16 protein-coding genes are annotated in these 15,464 nt (G+C 69.6%); 6 read left to right on the top strand and 10 right to left on the bottom strand.

Annotated elements, in window-relative coordinates; translation table 11 throughout:
* Nucleotides 1–11 precede the first annotated feature (11 nt).
* The 5 genes from ACPEES_RS12675 to ACPEES_RS12655 form a co-directional block, all read right to left on the bottom strand.
* Nucleotides 12–872 carry a DUF3426 domain-containing protein gene (locus ACPEES_RS12675; RefSeq protein WP_435103863.1) on the bottom strand — a complete coding sequence of 287 codons (861 nt, stop codon included), beginning with the start codon at nucleotides 870–872 and terminating at the stop codon, nucleotides 12–14.
* On the bottom strand, nucleotides 869–1,750 hold the full coding sequence (prmA, locus tag ACPEES_RS12670; protein ID WP_435103862.1) for a 50S ribosomal protein L11 methyltransferase: 882 nt from the start codon (nucleotides 1,748–1,750) through the stop codon (nucleotides 869–871). The genes ACPEES_RS12675 and prmA overlap by 4 nt, the downstream gene beginning before the upstream one ends.
* A 26-nt stretch (nucleotides 1,751–1,776) precedes the next feature.
* Entirely contained in the window at nucleotides 1,777–2,106 is a 330-nt protein-coding gene (locus ACPEES_RS12665; protein WP_435103861.1) for a hypothetical protein, read from the bottom strand.
* Between the two features lie 128 nt (nucleotides 2,107–2,234).
* Nucleotides 2,235–3,494 (bottom strand): 6-phosphofructokinase, encoded by a 1,260-nt coding sequence (locus tag ACPEES_RS12660; protein ID WP_435103860.1) that lies wholly within the window; start codon nucleotides 3,492–3,494, stop codon nucleotides 2,235–2,237.
* 195 nt (nucleotides 3,495–3,689) lie between these two features.
* On the bottom strand, nucleotides 3,690–4,907 hold the full coding sequence (locus ACPEES_RS12655; protein ID WP_435103859.1) for a class I SAM-dependent methyltransferase: 1,218 nt from the start codon (nucleotides 4,905–4,907) through the stop codon (nucleotides 3,690–3,692).
* Between the two features lie 289 nt (nucleotides 4,908–5,196).
* Between ACPEES_RS12655 and ACPEES_RS12650 the strand changes: the two genes are divergently transcribed.
* The 3 genes from ACPEES_RS12650 to ACPEES_RS12640 all read left to right on the top strand — a co-directional run bounded on the left by ACPEES_RS12650 (nucleotide 5,197) and on the right by ACPEES_RS12640 (nucleotide 7,824).
* On the top strand, nucleotides 5,197–5,697 hold the full coding sequence (locus ACPEES_RS12650; protein ID WP_435103858.1) for a hypothetical protein: 501 nt from the start codon (nucleotides 5,197–5,199) through the stop codon (nucleotides 5,695–5,697).
* A 160-nt stretch (nucleotides 5,698–5,857) separates the two neighbouring features.
* Complete coding sequence (mpl, locus tag ACPEES_RS12645) at nucleotides 5,858–7,213, top strand: UDP-N-acetylmuramate:L-alanyl-gamma-D-glutamyl-meso-diaminopimelate ligase (protein WP_435103857.1); 1,356 nt, start codon at nucleotides 5,858–5,860, stop codon at nucleotides 7,211–7,213.
* Complete coding sequence (locus ACPEES_RS12640; protein ID WP_435103856.1) at nucleotides 7,210–7,824, top strand: UbiX family flavin prenyltransferase; 615 nt, start codon at nucleotides 7,210–7,212, stop codon at nucleotides 7,822–7,824. The genes mpl and ACPEES_RS12640 overlap by 4 nt, the downstream gene beginning before the upstream one ends.
* On the opposite strand, the gene ACPEES_RS12635 is transcribed toward ACPEES_RS12640, so the two are convergent.
* The 3 genes from ACPEES_RS12635 to thiE form a co-directional block, all read right to left on the bottom strand.
* Nucleotides 7,809–9,638, bottom strand: coding sequence for a VTT domain-containing protein (locus ACPEES_RS12635; RefSeq protein ID WP_435103855.1), 1,830 nt, complete (start codon nucleotides 9,636–9,638; stop codon nucleotides 7,809–7,811). The genes ACPEES_RS12640 and ACPEES_RS12635 overlap by 16 nt on opposite strands.
* 30 nt (nucleotides 9,639–9,668) lie before the next feature.
* Nucleotides 9,669–10,949: a glutamate-1-semialdehyde 2,1-aminomutase gene (hemL, locus tag ACPEES_RS12630; RefSeq protein WP_435103854.1), complete on the bottom strand. Its 1,281-nt coding sequence runs from the start codon at nucleotides 10,947–10,949 to the stop codon at nucleotides 9,669–9,671.
* A gap of 77 nt (nucleotides 10,950–11,026) precedes the next feature.
* On the bottom strand, nucleotides 11,027–11,656 hold the full coding sequence (thiE, locus tag ACPEES_RS12625; RefSeq protein ID WP_435103853.1) for a thiamine phosphate synthase: 630 nt from the start codon (nucleotides 11,654–11,656) through the stop codon (nucleotides 11,027–11,029).
* Nucleotides 11,657–11,768: 112 nt separating this feature from the next.
* Between thiE and ACPEES_RS12620 the strand changes: the two genes are divergently transcribed.
* A complete protein-coding gene (locus tag ACPEES_RS12620; RefSeq protein WP_435103852.1) occupies nucleotides 11,769–11,939 on the top strand; it encodes a rubredoxin in 171 nt (56 codons plus the stop codon).
* 255 nt (nucleotides 11,940–12,194) lie between these two features.
* Here ACPEES_RS12620 and ACPEES_RS12615 read toward each other — a convergent pair whose 3' ends face one another.
* A complete protein-coding gene (locus ACPEES_RS12615) occupies nucleotides 12,195–13,289 on the bottom strand; it encodes a hypothetical protein (RefSeq protein ID WP_435103851.1) in 1,095 nt (364 codons plus the stop codon).
* A 94-nt stretch (nucleotides 13,290–13,383) separates the two neighbouring features.
* Nucleotides 13,384–14,205 (bottom strand): metallophosphoesterase, encoded by an 822-nt coding sequence (locus ACPEES_RS12610; RefSeq protein ID WP_435103850.1) that lies wholly within the window; start codon nucleotides 14,203–14,205, stop codon nucleotides 13,384–13,386.
* Nucleotides 14,206–14,271: 66 nt separating this feature from the next.
* Between ACPEES_RS12610 and ACPEES_RS12605 the strand changes: the two genes are divergently transcribed.
* Both ACPEES_RS12605 and ACPEES_RS12600 read left to right on the top strand, forming a co-directional pair.
* On the top strand, nucleotides 14,272–14,934 hold the full coding sequence (locus ACPEES_RS12605) for an O-methyltransferase (RefSeq protein WP_435103849.1): 663 nt from the start codon (nucleotides 14,272–14,274) through the stop codon (nucleotides 14,932–14,934).
* Between the two features lie 33 nt (nucleotides 14,935–14,967).
* Nucleotides 14,968–15,372 (top strand): hypothetical protein, encoded by a 405-nt coding sequence (locus tag ACPEES_RS12600; protein ID WP_435103848.1) that lies wholly within the window; start codon nucleotides 14,968–14,970, stop codon nucleotides 15,370–15,372.
* Nucleotides 15,373–15,464 lie beyond the last annotated feature (92 nt).

Below are 15,464 nucleotides of genomic sequence, written 5' to 3'. Positions count from 1 at the left end.
CGGGCGCTGGATCAGCGGAACTCCACCTCGAACCCCTGGGTGCGTCCATCAGGGTCAGCGACGGTCGCCCTCACCGCGACCGGCTCGTCCACGGGCATCCCGCCACGGCCGGGGGGCGTTTCCAGGTAGTCACCCGGTGCGAACCAGCGTTCGCCGACGATACGCCCGTTGAGCGCCCGCAGTCGCAGGCCGAGTTGCGGCCAGGCGATGGGCGTCTCGTGACGGTTGACGATGCGCGCGGTGAACCGCAGCCGCTGGGCGTCCGCAGTCTCCGGCTCCAGAGTTCGCTCGACGACCGCCACCTGTTCCGGCCGGCTGACCAGGCCCACCCGGCAGCCAAACCACTCGCAGGCCACCTCGGCCCACCCCCGCGCCCGGGCATCGGCAAGCAGCACGTCACGCTGGAACCAGGCAACCTGGCCCGCCAGTGCCACCACCAGCAGCACGGCTGCCAGCGCCCACGGCCAGCGCCGGCGGGAGGGTGCCGACGAGAGCTCGACGAAATCCGGATCCTCGACGCTGGGGGCAACGGCGCCCCCGCCGGCCTCGGGCGGCGCTGAACCCACCGACGGCTCGACGTGAACGGGTTCGACGCCGACCGGCTCATACAGAGGCTCGCCGGAGTCATCCGACACGGGTTCCGGGGCCACCTCCGCCGGCTCCAACGCCGGGTCGGGTACTGTCGGCTCTACCGATTCCACCGGCTCGACCGGCGGGGGCGACGCCCGATAGCCATGCGGCCGAGCATCGAAGATACGGCCGCAGAGCCCGCAGCGGCACTCGCCACCGGCGGCCTGCAACTGATGCTCGGTGACACGGAAAACGGTCCCGCACCCGGGGCACCGTGTCTGCATGGGCGGGCGCTCGCTCATGCGATCTCCCGTCGACCCTCCAGGCGAACCCAGCCATCCCGCGGCGGCGTGACGACAAGCTCGATCGCGGGCGCGAAGGCCGCCCGCACCGTATCCGCCTGCTCCTCGAGCACGCCGGCGAGAACCAGACGACCGCCCGGGCGGCAGCAGTCGATGAGTCGCGGGGCGAGCTCGATGAGCACGCCCGAGAGGATGTTCGCCAGCACCAGATCGGCCGGTGCGGGTGGGTCCACGCCCACCTCGCGCACCCGCAGGCGCTCGGCGACACCATTGATGCGCGCGTTCTCGCGGCTCGCAATGAGCGCCTGGGGATCGGTGTCCACGCCCTCGACCTCGCCGGCCCCCAGAAGCAGCGCCGCCACGGCGAGCACGCCGGAGCCGCAGCCGTAGTCGAGCACACGCTCGCCCACCGGCGGATGCGCGTCCAGGTATTCCAGGCAGAGCGATGTGGTCGGGTGCGTGCCGGTGCCGAATGCGAGTCCCGGGTCTAAGTGCAGATTCACTGCCTCCGAATCGGGTGGAGACTGATGACTCGGTACCACGTAGAGCCGCTCGCCGAAGCGCATCGGCTCGTAGCCGTCCATCCACGCCCGCTCCCAGGCGCGGTCGGCGAGTGGCTCGGCCCACCAGCCGGCCGGGTCCTCGCCGAGCGCCTCACGCGCGTTCGCGTGTACGCCGGCAACGTCGATATCGGCATCGAACAGGCCGATCACGGTGACCCGCGACCACAGGGGCTGCTCGCCGGGAGCAGGCTCGAGCACGGGCTCGTCACCCGGGTCACGGCTGGTCACCGACAGCGCACCGGCGCTCTCCAGTACCGCTTCGGCAAGCCCGAAGCGCTCGCGGGGTATGTCGAATCCGATCTGAATCCAAGGCATGGGGCGAGGATACCCCAATAAGGACGTTATGGCCCGCACTCGGCAATGGCGACGGCACGCGCAGCCTGCTCACGTGTATAGAACACACCGTCACGCACGAAGCCGGCGACGACGCACGAGCGCACCGCGACGACCCGGCCACTGGCATCGCGGCCGGTAACCAGCGGCGCCGGCAAGCCATCCAGGCAGTGACAGGGAGCGGGGCTTCCGTCGGCCAGGCAGGAAGGATGGATTGCGCCGGACTCGCTGTCGAGAAAGGCAGGCGCGAAACCGTCGCTGCGATTGCGCTCGCTCACGCCGCCGGTACCCCGGTACCGGCGGTTTTCTTCCTTCAGCCGCGCAGCGTTCATCGCCATGGCCCGCTCCCATCCCGAACGCGCGTGTTGCAGCGCACCGAATCTGGAGCGCGATTATAGAGGCAGCGCGCGCGCATGGCCAAGCCCGCGCATACCGCCCGTCGGACCGGCATGCGCCGGACGCGCCCTCAGCCCTTGAACGGGGGCAATTTCCTGTCTACGAGCACACCCTGTACGCGCGCGTAATCCGGAAGTCCGTCCCGGTAGGGCGGGTAGTCCTCCCCTTCGATCAGCGGGCGCAGGTAACGCCGGCAGGCGTCGGTGATGTCGAGCCCGTCATCGCTGATGTACTCTGACGGCATCTTGGCTTCCACGTTGGCGACGGACGCCAGCTCCGCCTCGCCCACCTCCCAGCGGTAGGGTGCATCCGCGAGCCGGCGAATCGTCGGCATCACCGCATTACGCCCGGCGAGCGCGAATTCCACGGCGGCCCGTCCCATGGCATAGGCCTGCTCCACGTCGGTGGCGGAGGCAATATGGCGGGCCGCGCGCTGGAGGTAGTCGGCGACCGCATAGTGGTACTTGTAGCCGAGCGCGTCCTTGATCATCTGAGCCACGACCGGCGCCACGCCGCCGAGCTGGGTGTGGCCGAAAGCGTCCTTGCTCCCCTGGTCGGCGAGGAATGTCCCGTCCGCCGTGCGCACGCCCTCGGAAACCACCACCACGCAGTAGCCGAAACGCTCGACGCTCTCGCGCACCCGCGCGAGAAAACGCTCGCGGTCGAAGGCGACCTCGGGCAGCAGGATGACGTGAGGCGGATCGCCGTCCTCCTCGCGGGCGAGACCCGCTGCGGCGGCGATCCAGCCGGCATGCCGGCCCATGGTCTCGAGCACGAAGACTTTCGTCGAGGTCTCCGCCATGGAACGCACATCGAGCCCGGCCTCGCGCGTGGACACGGCGATGTATTTGGCCACCGAGCCGAAGCCGGGACAGGTGTCGGTACCCGGGAGGTCATTGTCCACGGTCTTGGGAATACCGATACAGGTAATCGGATAGCCGAGCGAGTCACCGAGCTGGGAGACCTTGTGGGCGGTGTCCTGGGAGTCGCCGCCGCCGTTGTAGAAGAAATAGCCGATATCGTGTGCTTCGAAGACCTCGATGAGCCGTTCGTACTCGGCGCGGTTGTCCTCCAGGCCCTTGAGCTTGTAGCGCGCCGAGCCGAAAGCGCCCGCCGGCGTGTGGCGCAATGCGCTGATCGTCTCGGGGCTCTCGTGGGCGGTATCGATGAGTTCCTCGTGGAGTGCGCCCAGTATGCCGGCCCTTCCCGCGTAGACGGTGCCGATGCGATCCGGATGCTGTCGCGCCGTCTCGATCACCCCACAGGCGGTTGCGTTGATCACGGCGGTCACGCCGCCGGACTGCGCGTAGAAAGCGTTCTTGCGGCTCATGGCTAGCTCCCCTCAGATGCGACCGACCCCGGCGCCGAACCCGCGGGCGCCGGAAAACGCGCGCAAGTGTAGGCGCTCGTGCCGGGCAATGCACCCACGACGCCACCCCCGCACACCGGCCAGCTCCGGTGTCGGGTTATGACGACGCGGGCCCGCCTGAGCACGCCCGTGAGGGAGCAGCAGCCGGAAGCGGACCTAGCCCGCTGACGACCGGCCGACGTCCCAAAGCATGGCGCGCTCCTCCGGGGCGAAGAGGTAATCGCGGGTAAGCGGCACCGCCGCCTGGTCCCTGGCAAGCTGGAACTGAAAGACGACCAGATCGTGCCAGCGGAAGGCCGCCTCGCTCGCCGCCAGGTAGAACTCCCACATGCGGCAGAAGCGTTCGTCTTTCTCCGCGGCCACGGCGGCGCGCACCCGCTGGAAGCGTTCCTGCCAGGCCGCCAGTGTCTGGGCGTAATGCAGCCGCAGCACCTCGATATCCGTACTCACCAGCGCCTGGCGCTCCACCGCCGCCATGACCTCCGACATGGCCGGAATATAGCCTCCGGGGAAGATGTAGCGCGCGATCCAGGGGTTCGTCACACCGGGCGGCGTCGACCGGCCGATGGTATGGATCAGCGCGACCCCGTCGCGGGTGAGGTGATCGTAGACGCCCTGAAAGTAGGTATCGTAGTAACGGGCACCGACGTGCTCGAACATTCCCACGCTCACGACGCGATCGAACTCCTCGGGCACCTCGCGGTAATCCTGCATGCGGATATCCACCCGGCCGTCGAGCCCGCGCTCGGCCACGCGCTGGCGGGCGACACGGTACTGCTCCTGCGAAAGCGTCACGCCGACCACGGACACATCGCTGTGCTCGGCGAGATGGATGGCGAGCCCTCCCCAGCCACAGCCGATATCGAGCACGCGCTGTCCCGGCTGCAGACGGAGCTTGCGGCGGATGAGCTCCTTCTTGGCGTATTGCGCCGACTCAAGATCATCCACACCCGGCGGCCAGTAGGCACAGGAGTACTGCATGTCCTCGTCGAGGAAACGCCGGAACAGCGACTCGTCCAGGTCGTAGTGATGGGCGACGTTGCGGCGACTGGCCGCCCGCCGGTTCCACTGCTGGAAGGGGCGCAGCAGCCGCTGGACCAACCGGCGCCAGCGCCCGCCCTGCCCTTCGGGGAAGTTCACCATCAGCACCTGGAGCAGGCGCAACAGATCCGGCGTGGACCAGGCACCGTCCATGTACGTCTGACCGAGCATGAAGTCCGGGTCGGCGGCGATTCTCGGCAACGCCTTGTGGTCGTGAATCTGCCAGCGCGCTGCAGGTTCGCCTGCACCATAGCGGCGAACGCTTCCGTCCGGGTACTCGAGCGACAGCGAGCCGTGACGGATACGAGCGGCAAGGATTCGTTCGACTGCCATGACTGTCCCCTCTGCAACGGTCGACTCGGCGCGAACGTGAAACCGCGCCGCCGGAACGGTTACCATGCTCTCCATTGTGAGTTTGGAACCGGATGGGCGTTTTGCAACGCAATACCCGGTATTCACAGGGGTAGTGCCATGGAATCCAGTGGCTTGGCAACGGTCTGCTCGCGCACGTGTGCGGTCATCCCGTCTCCCGCGGGCGCCGCGCCGCGGACGCGCTGACGCCGGCCACTGCCCCTGACGCGACTCAACGTAACGCCCGATACCCGGAGACCGTCACTCAGGGATGCCAACGCTCTACCTCATCGGCCACACCGTGCTCGACATCTGTCTGCTGCGCCGCGGCCCCCAGGACCTCCCCTATTCCACGACGCTGCTCGCGATCGCCGTGGCGCTAAGCGGGCTGCTCGGCTACCCGACCATGCGCGCGCTGCCGCCCGGCACGCCCACGCCGGTCCTGGACCTCATCCTTGCGATGGCGCTCGCCGCCGGCTACCTGTATCTGGTGCTTCGCTTCCACGGACTCGCCGCACGGTTCGTGCAGAGCGCGACCGCGCTGTTCGCCACGGACTGCGTCATTTCCGCGCTATCGCTGCCATTGCTGGAGCTCGGCGGGAGCGAATCCCAGGCAACCATGCTCGGTCTCACGGGACTCATCATCTGGAATCTGGTGATCATCGCCCACATCCTGCGCAATGCGCTCGACGCCTCCCTGGGCATGGGGTTCGCGTGGGCGCTCGGCTACGTAATGAGCTCCGGGCTGATCATGCAGGCGATGCATGCCTAGGGCGGCGACACCGATGAACGGCCTGGCGAGACCTCCGGCGATGGCCGCGCGAGTATCTCCGAATGCCAACCGCACACCGCCGGGCGCGGTCATGCGGCAGGCGCTACGCTCACACGGCGCCGCGTAACGGCGGGTCCGGCGCACGAACCGGAGCACTGACATGCACGTCGACATTCTCGGCATCTGCGGGACATTCATGGGCGGCATCGCGCTGCTCGCCCGCGAGCGCGGCCACCAGGTCACCGGTGCCGACGCCGCCGCCTACCCGCCCATGAGCACCATGCTCGCGGACGCCGGCGTCACGGTGCGCGAGGGCTGGGCGGCGAACGCCCTGCCAGCGGCCGACCAGGTGGTCATCGGCAACGCGCTCTCCCGCGGCAACCCGAGCGTGGAAGCCGTCCTCGACAGCGGCATGGACTATACCTCCGGGGCCCAGTGGCTTGCCGAACGCGTCCTGCGCGATCGCTGGGTGCTTGCCGTCGCCGGCACCCACGGCAAGACCACGACCGCGAGTCTGCTCGTCTGGATCCTGGAATATGCCGGCTACGACCCGGGCTACCTCATCGGCGGCGTGCCGGGAAACTTCGGCCGCTCCGCGCGGCTCGGCACGGGCGCTTTCTTCGTCATCGAAGCGGACGAGTACGACACCGCGTTCTTCGACAAGCGCAGCAAGTTCGTCCACTTCCGGCCCCGCACCCTGGTCCTGAACAACCTGGAGTACGATCACGCGGACATTTTTCCGGATCTTGCCGCAATACAGCGGCAATTCCACCACCTCGTGCGTACCGTGCCCGGTAACGGCCTGATTCTCACCAATGGCGACGACGACGCACTCGCCGAGACACTGGCGCTCGGCTGCTGGAGTGAAACCGCGCGCTTCGGCACGGGCGCCGGCAATGACTGGCGGATCGAGCCCGACGCCGACGCCTGGCGGCTTCACGGGGCGAAACCGGTACGCTACGCCACCCCGCTCGCCGGCCAACACAACGCCCGCAACGCCGCCGCCGCGCTACTCGCCGCCAGGCACGTGGGCGTGCCGCTGACCGTCGGCATCGAGGCACTGGCGGGGTTCCGCGGCGTGCGCCGGCGCCTGGAAGTTCGCGGCGAGGCGGGTGGCGTACGGGTGATCGACGACTTCGCTCACCACCCCACCGCGATCGCCGCCACCATCGAGGCCCTGCGTACGCGCGAATCCGGACGCATCCTGGCGGTGCTGGAGCCGCGTTCCAACACGATGCGCCAGGGTATCCATCAGCACCGACTGGCCACGAGCCTGGACAGCGCCGAGGCGAGCTTCGTGCTCGCCCCCGAGGACCTGCCCTGGGATCCGGACAAGGCTCTGGCATCGCTGGGCAGGCGCGCCCACACGGCAGCGAGCGTGGCGGAACTGGTGGATCGCATCGTCGCCCACGCGCGCCCGGGCGATACCGTGCTGGTCATGAGCAACGGCGGCTTCGACGGCATCCACGAGCGGCTGCTGGCGGCCCTGGGTGACGCCGCACGGGGGTCGGCATGATCGACGATGCCATCACCGTCGCCATCACGGGTGCCTCCGGCGGCGCCTACGGCCTGCGCCTCGTGCAGAGCCTGCTGGCGGCGGAGCAGCGCGTCTATCTACTGATCTCGGAGGCCGGCCGGCTCGTGCTGAAAATGGAGGAGGACCTGGCCCTCCCCGGCCGCAACCGCGAGCTGGCGACCGCGCTCTGTCGCCACCTGAACGTGCCGGAGAGCGGGTTGACCGTCTTCGGCGCCAAGGAGTGGACGGCGCCCGTTGCCTCGGGCTCGGGCGCGCCGGCGCGTATGGCTGTCTGCCCGTGCACCACGGGGAGCCTGGCGCGCATCGCAGCGGGCACCAGCGACGGCCTCATCGAGCGCGCGGCGGACGTAGTGCTCAAAGAGCGCGGCCGGCTCGTGCTGGTACCCCGGGAGACCCCCTTGTCCGAGATCCATCTCGAGAACATGCTGCGTCTCACACGCATGGGCGCGGTCATGCTGCCCGCCAACCCCGGGTTCTATAACCGGCCCGAAAGCGTCACTGCACTGGTGGACTTCGTGGTCGCCCGGGTGCTCGACCAGCTCGGCGTCGCGAACCAGCTCGCCCCGCGGTGGGGTCAGCCGGACGACTGACGCCGGGAGCACAGCCGGCCGGCACGCTCCAGCAGCCCGTCAGGCACATCCGCCGGCGTGCGGGTGACGGCCAGCACGGGCCAGCGCGGCTGCAGGCGCTGGCGTTCCGCGCCCACCAGATAGACCGGCTCCGAACGGGCGCGTGCACGCCACCATACCCACAGGACCGTGCGCTCGGCGCCGTCCTGTGCCCGAACCCAGGTACCCACCGGCGGCCGGCCAGCGGCGAACCGCGGCCAGATCGGCAACGCATCCGCCTGCGGTGCCGGACTCAGCCAGCGCAGTGCCGACTGCAGCCCCCAAGCCGGAGCCGGCTGCCATCCGCCGCGCTCCAGAGCGACGGCAAGCGCCGCGACATCGCCCAGCCAGACCGCCTCGGCGGGCGGCGCCAGGGCGAGCTCGCAGGCCTCCGTCGCACTGAGCACGGAGCGCTCCTCGGCCACCGGGTAACGCGCCAGGCGCTCCGGATAACCAATCCCCCCGGTGATGACGGCACCGGCGAGCAATGCCACCGACGCCGTGGCGAGCACCCGCCAGCGCAGCCACTCCGGACAACGGGCAGGCCCGAGCAGCCCCAGCAGCCCCCCACCCACCGCGCCCAGGGCGAAGCCCGCAATGACATCCCGCGGCCAGTGCACCCCCAGACCGATACGCGTTAGCGCTACCAGCCACGCCAACCCCACCGCGGCTGTCAGCAGCACGCCCCGGGACCGCCAGGCAGGCGGCGCCACCAGAACCACGGTTGCGACGACGAGCCCGGTGACCCCGAAACTGTGGCCGCTGGGGAACGCGTAGCCGAACGCCTCGCCGGTGAGGCCATTGGGGCGGCCCATGGCAAACAGGGCCTTGAGCGCGTAGCCCGATACCACGACCAGCGCCATGCTGCCCGCGTAAGCGCCGGCTGCGCGCCAGCGACGCGACGCCAGCAACACCGCCGTCACCGCCATGGCGGCCATGGTCACCGCCAGCGTCCCGCCGAGCTGCGTGATGAGCCACAGCAGCATACGCGACGCCCGGGTACGGTGGGCGTCGGCAATCTCGAGCAGCGTACGCTCCCATGCCGAAGGCTCCGGCAGGGCCACGGCCGTCACGCACATCACCACCAGCAGGGCGAGCGCAGCCCACCACATCAGGCCGGCGCGGTGACGCACCCCCCGCAACAGCCACCACCAGCGCCGATCGAGACGAGCGACGGCGCGGGATGCCAGCGGCCGCAACCAGCCGGGCAGCCGCCACAAAAGCCAGGCCGTCACCAGTAACGCCACCACCAGCGTGACCAGGCGTGTCGCCACGCTCGCGGCCACCGCGAGCGATGCGCCGAAGACCACGCCGGGCAGCAGATACGCCGGTGCCCAGCCGATGGCCGAGACAACGTTGACCAACAGAAAACGCCAGGCGGGCATGTCCAGCATGCCCGCCACCGCCGGGATGATGGGGCGTATCGGGCCGACGAACCGGCCGAGGAACACGCCCTTGCCGCCATGGGCGGCGAAGAACGCCATGCCCCGTTGCAGAATCTCGGGATGGTGCGTGAACGGCCAGCGCCGCCGCAGGCCGCCACGGAAGTAACGGCCAATCCAGAAACTCAGCCCATCGCCGGCGATAGCCCCCGCCACCGCCCACAGATACAGCGGCCAGAACGCCAGGTGCCCGGTCCCCACGAGCGCGCCGGCGGCGAACATGAGCACCGCACCGGGGACGAACAGCCCCACCAGGACCAGGGACTCGGCAAAGGCCACCAGCCCCAGCAGCGGACCGACCCAGCCGGCGTGCGCCTGCAGCCAGTCGAGGACCGGTCCGATCCACTCCTGCATCCGCGGTTGTTTCCTGCCCTTGGGTTCCCTCTACAGCGCGGCGAAGGCACGCTCCGCAGCGTCGAGGGTATGGTCGATGGCTACTCGGTCGTGGACGGTGGAGACGAAACCGGCCTCGAACGCCGAAGGCGCGAGATACACCCCGGCATCGAGCATGGCGTGGAAGAAACGCTTGAAGCGCTCGGCATCGCAGGCGGCAACGTCCGCGAAACCTCGCACCGCCTCCGCTTCCGTGAAGAACCAGCCCATCATCGTGCCCACCTGGTTGGTGGTGAAAGGCACTCCGGCCGCGGCGGCACGCTCGCGCAGTCCGTCCGTGAGACGACGGGTCGTTGCCTCGGCTTCCTCGAAAGCGCCGTCGCGGGTCAGCACGTCCAGCGTGGCCAGGCCCGCGGCCATCGCCACCGGATTACCGGAGAGCGTGCCCGCCTGGTAGACCGGACCTTCCGGAGCGAGATACGCCATGATCTCCGCGCGGCCGCCAAGCGCCCCCACCGGCATGCCGCCGCCGATGACCTTGCCCAGGCAGGTGATATCGGGCGTTACCCCGAAACGCGCCTGCGCGCCACCCAGCGCCGCGCGGAAACCGGTCATGACCTCGTCGAACACCAGCAGCGAGCCGGCGTCGTCGCATAGCGCCCGTAACCCGTCGAGGAACCCGGGGACGGGGGGAATGCAATTCATGTTGCCCGCCACCGGCTCCACGATCACCGCCGCGATCTCCTCGCCGTAGCGGGCGAAAACCTCACGGGCGGCGTCGATGTCGTTGAAGGGCACGGTCAGCGTCGCCGACGCCACGCCCTCGGGTACGCCGGGCGAACCGGGGATGCCCAGCGTCAGAACGCCGGAGCCAGCCTCTACCAGCAGCGGATCCACGTGCCCGTGGTAATTGCCCTGGAACTTGACGATTTTCTCCCGCCCGGTGAAACCGCGGGCCAGGCGCAGGGCGCTCATGGTCGCCTCCGTACCGGAGTTGACCATGCGGATGCGCTCGATGGAGGGCACCAGGGCCTTCACGCGGCGGGCCAGCTCGGTCTCGCCTTCGGTGGGAGCGCCGAAGCTCAACCCCCGCGCCACCGTGGCATGCACGGCCTCGAGCACTTCCGGATGGGCATGACCGACGGCGAGCGGCCCGTAGGACAGGACGTAGTCGACATAACGCCGCCCATCCACGTCCTCGATCCAGGGCCCTTCACCGCGGTGGATGAACGGCGGCTCGCCGCCAACGGAGCGGTAGGCTCGAACGGCGGAGTTGACCCCGCCGACGAGATGCTTGCGGGCCTCGGCGAACAACTCGGAGGATCGGCTCATGGTCTCGCTTCCTGAAATCGGGGTGAATGTCCCACGCCACCGCGCGCTCTCACCGCAGAGGAGCCACGCAGCGCTGTCTACTCGAAAACCGCGGCCACACGACGGGCAGCCGCAGCCACATCCGTCGACGCGAATACCGCGCTGATCACGGCCACGGCATCCGCGCCGGCGGCAACGGCCAGACCCGCATTGTCCGCGTCCACACCGCCAATGGCCACGATCGGCACGCGAAGCCGCTGGCGGGCCCGGCGCAACAACGCCAGCTCCGCGCGCGGCGCGTGCGGCTTCACCCGCGAAGGGAACACGCTGCCGAAGGCCACGTAGCTGGCGCCGGCCGCCTCGGCATCGAGGGCGCGATGGAGCTCGTTGTAGCAGGAGACGCCTATGACGGCACGGTCGCCGAGCTCACGGCGGGCGGCAGCGAGCGCCTCGTCGTCGCGGCCCAGGTGGACACCGTCGGCCTGCGCCTCGGCAGCCAGACGGATGTCGTCGTTGACCAGGAACGTCACGCCACGGTCGCGGCACAGAGCCGCCAGCGCGAGGGCCTGCTCAAGCCGGCGCGCGTCATCGTCACCCTTGTCGCGATACTGGATTACCCGGGCGCCGCCGTCGACCGCCGCCGCCACCGCATCCACCAGACGCTCCGGTGGCTGCAGCGCAGCATCGGTGATGGCGTATAGCCCACTAATGGCCGCAGCAGTCCGCATGCCCGTCAGTTTACTGCCTCGCCGAGCACCGCGGCCAGCGCCCCCCTTCATTCCCGGCCGGCGCGGGGGTACCCTTGGCGGCCTTTTCCCACCGATGAGGTTGACGCAAACCATGGAATACCGTGCCTTCATGTGCGTGGTCTGCGGATGGATCTACGAGGAAGAGAAGGGCGCCCCTGAGGCGGGCATCGAGCCCGGCACGCGCTGGGAAGACATTCCGGAAAGCTTCACCTGTCCGGAATGCGGCGCAGGCAAGGAAGACTTCGAGATGATCGAGATCTGAGCGCCCCCGGCGACTCCAACCCGTGCAATGGACACACGTTCAAAGCGGAAAGCGATCCGGAGCCGGTGCTCGGACGGCGCACGCGCTACCTGAAACTCGAGACTTGCGACGCGCAACGCCCCGTGGAGAGGGATTACGCTCGCGCTTCATCCACCCTCCGGCACTCGGCCTGCGTAACGCTTGACGCAGGAACCAAAGCGTCGACGGTAACGCCAAGCGGCTGTGCGCTTGCCACTTTGACCATTGGACTTTGCACTAGAGGAGCATCACCAGGGCGAAGACCGCCAGAACACCCACCACGCCGGCCGCCACCAGCCACGGCATCAGGCTGCCGCCGGTACGCTCCGGCGTGCGTGCCGGGCCCGCCGGCGCAGGCGCCGGACGGACGGGGCGGGGATCGCGCGGTCGGAAGCTTGCACCACCGTCGGCCGGTGCCGTCGGCGCGGCGCGGGCGGGCTCGGCGCGACGCTCGGCCATGCGCCGGTCCACGTTGAGCTCCATGAGCAGGGTCTCCGCTTCCTCCTCGGAGACATCGGCACGCGCGCCCTGCCCCTGCCCGTCCCCCGGTCTGGCGTCGGCGGCCTCGCGAATGGACTGATCGGCCTCGACCAGCATGAATTCGTCGGAGAGATCCTCGCCTTCGGTGATGGTGAGGCTGCCCCACCCTTTGGTCGGATCCACCTCCACCCGGGCATCCACCGGCGCGAACGCCGGCCGCCGGCCGGCTTGCTCATCGGCTGCAGCGACCTCGCGTGCGCGCTGCTCGGCCTCGGCGACGGCGTTCTCCAACGCCCGGCGACGCTGCTCGGACGCCTTGAACCCGCGGCGAAGCCGCGCCATCAACCCTCGCCAGCGTTCCTCGGTATGCCGGTGCTCCTCCACCAGCCGCTCGCGCTCGATATCCTGCTGCCGGCGATGCGCGCGCTCGCTTTCGAGCTCTCGCTGCAACGCAGCGATCTCGCCATCGAGGCGTTCCACCTCCTCCTCGGCGGTTCGCCACGCCGCCCGTGCGGCCTCTTGCTCGCGGGCACCGTCACGGGCATTGGCCTGCTCCATCTCCTCGAGATGACGATGCAGCTCCTCGTAACGACGCTGCGCATGCTCGGCATCGCGCCGCGCACTGGCGAGCTCGCCCTTCAGACGCGCCACCGCCTCGTCTGCGCGCTTGCGCCGGCCCGCCTCGCCGGCCTGGATGCGTACCGCCTCGTCCTCCGCCCGGCGGCGCGCCGCTTCGAGCTCACCCCGGTAGTAGGCGGCGACTTCCTCGGCGCGCGCCCGCGCCTCCTCGAGCTCCGCCTGGAGACGGGCCACCTCGTCGTCCCGCCCGCTCGTCCGCGGTTCCTCGCTCATTGCTGACTCCTGCCTCGCGCCGCTACCATGGCGCAGCCTGCGCAACCCTGCGGTTCACCGTATGGTGCCGCACGTCGTCTCCCACGACCGTGACTCAGTAGCCGCCACAATCCATCGCCGCCGCGTGCATGCCTGCCGGCAGCCGTTCCACACCGGTTTCCACGGCACCGTCCCGGTAAAGCGACAGCCACCGCCAGCCCGGCGGGCGGGTATCCAGTGTGAAATCCGCACACCCGGGGGCGAACTGGACGCAGGTGGACGGCGCGCCCAGCAAACGCAACCGCTCGTCGCCCCCGGCCCATGCCTGATGGGCATGCCCCCAGACCACGACTGCCGGCCGACCGCTCGCCGCGAGCCGGTCCACCAACTCCGGGCCGTCCGCCAGGCCGATGCGGTCCAGCCACGGCGCCCCCAGCGCCACCGGTGGATGATGCACCAGCGTCAGCACCGGCCCGCTACCGGCCGCCAACCGCCGCGTGAAAGCCTCCAACTGCGCCTCCCCGAGGCTGCCGCCGGGATCGTCGCCGCGATGGGAGTTCAACGACTCCACCTGCCAGGCGCCGACACGGCAGCTCTCGCACCAGCGCACCGGCCCGTCGTCGAAGACCCGCCGCATCACATCGGGGCCATCGTGATTGCCTGGCACCACCAGCACCGGGGCACCGGCGGCGCGCAGGCGGTCACGCAGGCGCCGATAGGCGGTGACGCTGCCGTCGTGGACCAGGTCGCCGGTGACGACGACGAGATCGACGCCGCACGCCTGTGCCAGTGCGGCCTCGAATACGTCCCGCGCGCTCGCGTCGGTGGCCACGCCGGCAAGCCGGGCGGTCTCGTCCTCGAACAGATGCGTGTCGCTGATCTGGATGACCCGAAGCGGCTTGACGCCGTTCCGTGGCTCTGTTGAGTTAGCGTCCATTGGACTTCGCGTATCCTGTTGTCCCGGGTGGCATCACCGCCGGCCCACAGGGAGGTTTACCGCATCATGAGCAATCGTACCATCGGGATGTCCGACGACCTGCTCGCGTACCTGCTCTCGGAGGGCGTTCGCGAGAACGACATCCAGCGTGCGCTGCGCGCCGAAACCGCGCGCCTGCCGCAGTCCGGCATGCAGATCGCCCCCGAGGAGGGGGCATTGCTGGCGATGCTCGTGCGCCTCACCAGCGCCCGACGAGTGGTAGAAATCGGCACCTTCACCGGATACAGCGCGCTGACGATGGCGCTGGCCATGCCCGCCGACGGCGTGCTCGTCGCCTGCGACCACAGTCGCGAGTGGACGGATGTCGGTCAACGTTACTGGCGTCAGGCGGGCGTGGACGAGCTGATCGATCTGCGCATCGGCGAGGCGGTGGATACCCTGGACACACTGCTCGACGCCGGCGGCGCCCGCCAGTACGATTTCGTGTTCATCGACGCCGACAAGAGCGGCTATCCGGACTACTACGAACGCGCCCTCAAGCTCCTGCGCCCCGGAGGCCTGGCGGCAGTGGACAACACCCTCTGGCACGGCCGTGTGAGCGACCCCACCCGACAGGACGAGGACACCCGCGCGATCCGCGCATTCAACCGGAGCCTGCGCGACGATGCCCGCATCGACCTCTGCCTGTTGCCGGTGGCCGACGGCGTCACCCTCGCCCGCAAGCGGTAGGGCCTGTGAAGAAGTAACCGACAAGAGATCCATATGAAGCGTTTCGCACTCGCGGCATTCGCCGCGTCCCTGATCCTCGCCGGCTGCGCCACGGCGCCCCAGGACGGCGGCACCGCCCCGGAGATCGCCGAGGCCCGTCAGGCCTGGCTCGATGGGGACTTCGATCGCGCCTTCCCCGCCCTGCGCGACGCAGCGGCCACCGGCCAGCCCCGCGCCCAGTATGCCGTGGGCTACATGTACTACTATGGCCAGGGCGTGGCCGAGGACACCGACAAAGCGCTCGCGTGGATACGCCGTGCCGCCGCATCCGGGGACGCCCTCGCGGTGGAGGCGCTGGGACGGCTCGCCGGCAGCGTCTCCCGCAACGAGCGCGCCCGACGCGGGTTGAGCGCCCCGCTCGACGACAAGGCAGAGGCGGCGGACGACGCCGGGCAATAGAGACGTTCGCCGCGTCTCCGAGCGCCCGGCGCCACCGGAGCCGGGCGGGGCGAAGGGCCGCGACACCGGACAGGGACAGGTATGACGGCGAA

Origin of the sequence: Arhodomonas sp. AD133 (genome assembly GCF_051195215.1) — a bacterium.
In the GTDB taxonomy this organism is placed as follows: Bacteria; Pseudomonadota; Gammaproteobacteria; order Nitrococcales; family Nitrococcaceae; genus Arhodomonas.
Note: the sequence above shows the minus strand (reverse complement) of the source record. Positions and strands in the feature narration are given on the sequence as shown.